Origin of the sequence: Brunnivagina elsteri CCALA 953 (genome assembly GCF_002289455.1) — a bacterium.
Lineage (GTDB): Bacteria > Cyanobacteriota > Cyanobacteriia > Cyanobacteriales > Nostocaceae > Brunnivagina > Brunnivagina elsteri.
In genome coordinates, this window is the sequence record NZ_NTFS01000536.1 from 1 (window position 1) to 3,652 (window position 3,652).

Sequence of the window (3,652 nt, forward strand, 5' to 3'; positions counted from 1 at the left end):
ATCATATTCTGAAATACTTACTATGAGAGTGATTAGGGGTTTTTGTTTAAGTTTTTTTCTGATAGTTCTGGTGCTGTTATCGAGTGGTGACGCAAATGCAGGTGAACTAGCAGAAAGACTGGCAAATTTTTCGCAATGGGAAAAATTAACGGATGTTAAACCAGCAATAGGGGATTTAGTTTACCCTAGTTGGATGGCTGGTGAGTGGGTAGTAAAGAGTACTTTGGTTGATTTAGCTGCACCTTTAGCACCGGATATTGTCACACCTGGTTTTGAGGGAAATCGGCAATATTTAAATCAACCGATCATTTTTAAAGTTAAATTTATCCCGGAAAACAGGTATGTTTCAAGCTTGAAGTCAGGTTCTAAGTTAATCCCTCGTACTATTAATCAAGCATCTCATAAACCACCTATGATTGTCGCAGATAGAGCATACAATGGTTTGAGTTTAGCGAGAGCTTATTTAGGGAATAAAGCAGTTTTATCTGTAAAAGTTGACCCAGAATCACCAAATCGTCAAATTACATTATTGCGGGGAGATAAGCAATTAGTTTCTATTGTTACCGCAAGGGGAATCGAAATTACTGGCGATGGAAGATATCTGACAACGGAAGTATTTCAGCAATTATTTCAAGATGGCAAAAAACAGTCTAATCCCTATTTTAATAATGTGGAATCGACTACCGCTTATCATTTCTTAAGCTCTCAGAATCTAGCTAAAAATTCAAGTAACCAAAATCCCATCATTGAAGCCGATCAAGTTACAGCAGTTTATCTTTCTCCCCAAGACTCCAATTATTTTAAAGCTGGTTCTCGACCAGTGGCTTTATATCGGTATAAGTTAGAGTTTCGCTACAGTCTGTAATGTAAATAAAAATTAAAATAAGAGAGATAATGATTAAAGTGGGGCTTATCGTGGTAGCATTATTGAGTATTTTAAATTTAGATTTTACTATAATCGGATGTGTTCATCCATAAAAACTTCACGACCATCCAATTATAATTAACACAAGACTAATCATCTCACACTTTGTCCCCTTTATCTCATTTTCCGGAAAAAATTTACATTATTTTACAAAAAATATTTTTTCAATCTAACTTAAATATCCAAGGTTTTTTGTAAAGCAGGAATAATCCTTGGATTTAGGCTTTCGGTATAACTTAGCTATATAGGAAATGCTAATTTTTCAGATTATCATATATTATCTAAGGGTGCTGCTGATGTTCTTCTTGTAAATCTATCACTTCTTGTGCTGTCGCAATAATTTGTCCTCCGTATTCGTCATCAATACCAAGAATCAGAACAGGTATATCTATATTTGAAACCCCACGCTGTTCCAAATCCCAAATAAATTGCTCGAAGAATGAAACACCAGATGACATCGCATTTACAAGTTGTTTCACTGGTAAAATTTCTACTCCCGCATCAATATGTCCTAAATTCTTGAAAATAGTCATTTTGGCACAAACGTTGTACACCATAAACGAATACTTACCAAACTGAACCTCAACACCAAGCTTTTCTTTCACAAAATCCATATCTCGGAAAGAACCATCCATTTTTACCCTTGTTTGATACCCACTCGATGCTGTTCTAACCAGTCAGCTTCCAATTTATAGCCCATATCGCGAAGCGCGATCGCAACACAGCTATAATTAAACAGGTTACAACGACGACTTGTTTTTACCTCTGCTAAGGCTTGAATTAGTAGTGGTGGTTGTAGATTATGCATACTGATACTCATACTATCTAAATCACTCGCATCGAAGCTTTCCTTTCAATAATCTCTGAAAAAAGATAAATCTATGATTAACTTGCTGTGAAAGTTCAGTAAAATCACTTAAAAAGAAGCGTTTGTGTTAATCTGCAATGAATCAATGCAAACCCTATCAATGCTGAGAAAATGCCTAGTTATTTTCAATCGCTGTTACTAGCAGCAACAACAATTTACCATGCGATCGCTTGTTGGTTGGAGGATAAAAACCCACCTCCAGGACAATTAATCGATATTGGGGATTACAAATTGCATTTATATGACAAACACTTGTATGACAAGGATGAAGGTAGTCCAACGGTAATTTTAGAGCATAGTTTGGGTGGAATTGAAGGGTATTTTCTCATTGATGAATTGGCAAAAATTGGACGGGTTTGTATATACGATCGCGCTGGGTTTGGTTGGAGCGATATTAGTCCCCATTCCCGTACTAGTGAGAATATGGTGGTAGAATTGGATACGCTTTTGCAAAATGCGGGTATTGAACCACCTTATATTCTGGTTGGGGATTCATTTGGTAGTTATAATGCACGTTTATATGCACGTCGTTTCCCCCAGAAAGTCGTCGGAATGGTACTTACTGATGGTTTGCATGAATCTGGGATGTTGAAAATGCCTTTGGGTTTGCAAGTTTTGAAATACTTCTTTGCTTCTGGGTTTGTGATGTCAGTATTTGGGGCAATACTAGGGATTATTCGCATTTTCAAGATGTTAGGGATATTTGAATTACTCAAACCTGAATTACGTAAATTTCCTCAACATATACGCCAGTATGCAATCCGTTCTTTCTGTCGTCCTAAACACTGGTTGACAATGGCACAGGAAATTTTGAATTTGGATGCAAGTAGCAAACAAGTGAGTGTGGCGAATAATTTTGGTGAATTACCAATTGTGAATATTCAGGCAAGTAGCTTTTTTAAACCTGCATTCTGGACTAATTTTATACCTTTGAAAAGTGCTAATAAATTACGAGAGACAATGCATGAAGAGCTAATGCAGTTATCAAGCAATTGTACACAGATTCAAGCGCATAATAGTGGTCATTTTGTCTGGATTGATCAACCAGAGATAATATCGATTGCTGTGAGGATGGTTTTAGAAAAAATCGAAACAATGTAATATGAAATTAGGCAAAAATTAAGCTATGGGTGATTCGATTGTGAAAACACTAGCAAAATGGTCTATTGATGAATATCATCGCATGATTCAAGCCGGAGTTTTGTGCGATCGCAATGTTGAGTTGCTAGAGGGTGAAATAATTGAAATGAGTCCAGAAACCCCAATCCATTACAATACAGCAAAACGCGGTAGTAAATACCTAGAGGAATTACTTGCAAATCAAGCTGAAGTTCGTTTCAATGGACCAATTACCCTCGCAAACTCCGAACCTGAACCCGATATTGCTATAGCCAGATTACCGGATTCTACTTACAATAACCGTCATCCCAAACCTGAAGATATTTTCTGGCTAATAGAAGTAGCAAACACAAGCTTAAAAAATAATAAACCCGCAAAATCCGACTTCAAAGTGATTCTTAATTAATGATTCTACAACAATTGATTGTGCGATGCTCCGACCCTGCGGTAAGAGTATCGCAACGGAGTCACTATACGCGATCGCAAGATATCATCACTCGAATATTCTCGATCGTCCAAGTAGATATCGACCAAAATCATTTGTAGAGCCGTTCACAGGGAAACTTTTCCCCTATATAGTACAATACGGTTCAGTTAAGACTAAGCTATTCAATATTTTAAACCGTCATAGACACGGAGTGACTTCCCGTAGGGTAGGCGCAGAGAACGCCTTAGACGCGGAGCGGCTACCTTTGGAAGTCACTTCGTGCCTACCCGAAGGGTAGGAAGAGAAGGAAGAA

The 3,652-nt window shown here is 37.4% G+C and carries 6 protein-coding genes; 4 read left to right on the plus strand and 2 right to left on the minus strand.

Annotation, left to right across the window (positions count from 1 at the left end):
* Positions 1 to 22 precede the first annotated feature (22 nt).
* Positions 23 to 865, plus strand: a complete 843-nt coding sequence (locus CK510_RS27855; RefSeq protein ID WP_211293329.1) for a DUF6816 family protein — start codon at positions 23 to 25, stop codon at positions 863 to 865.
* A gap of 341 nt (positions 866 to 1,206) precedes the next feature.
* Here CK510_RS27855 and CK510_RS27860 read toward each other — a convergent pair whose 3' ends face one another.
* Positions 1,207 to 1,560: a BglII/BstYI family type II restriction endonuclease gene (locus CK510_RS27860; RefSeq protein ID WP_095724741.1), complete on the minus strand. Its 354-nt coding sequence runs from the start codon at positions 1,558 to 1,560 to the stop codon at positions 1,207 to 1,209.
* Positions 1,561 to 1,562: 2 nt separating this feature from the next.
* Positions 1,563 to 1,745, minus strand: a complete 183-nt coding sequence (locus CK510_RS32115) for a hypothetical protein (RefSeq protein WP_095724742.1) — start codon at positions 1,743 to 1,745, stop codon at positions 1,563 to 1,565.
* 159 nt (positions 1,746 to 1,904) lie between these two features.
* On the opposite strand from CK510_RS32115, the gene CK510_RS27870 reads away from it, so the two are divergent.
* The 3 genes from CK510_RS27870 to CK510_RS32120 are packed head-to-tail and all read left to right on the plus strand — an operon-like array spanning position 1,905 to position 3,458.
* Positions 1,905 to 2,894 (plus strand): alpha/beta hydrolase, encoded by a 990-nt coding sequence (locus tag CK510_RS27870; RefSeq protein WP_095724743.1) that lies wholly within the window; start codon positions 1,905 to 1,907, stop codon positions 2,892 to 2,894.
* 25 nt (positions 2,895 to 2,919) lie between these two features.
* Positions 2,920 to 3,318 carry a Uma2 family endonuclease gene (locus CK510_RS27875; protein ID WP_245912470.1) on the plus strand — a complete coding sequence of 133 codons (399 nt, stop codon included), beginning with the start codon at positions 2,920 to 2,922 and terminating at the stop codon, positions 3,316 to 3,318.
* Entirely contained in the window at positions 3,318 to 3,458 is a 141-nt protein-coding gene (locus tag CK510_RS32120; protein ID WP_158224981.1) for a hypothetical protein, read from the plus strand. Before CK510_RS27875 ends, CK510_RS32120 begins: the two co-directional genes overlap by 1 nt.
* Positions 3,459 to 3,652: the final 194 nt, after the last annotated feature.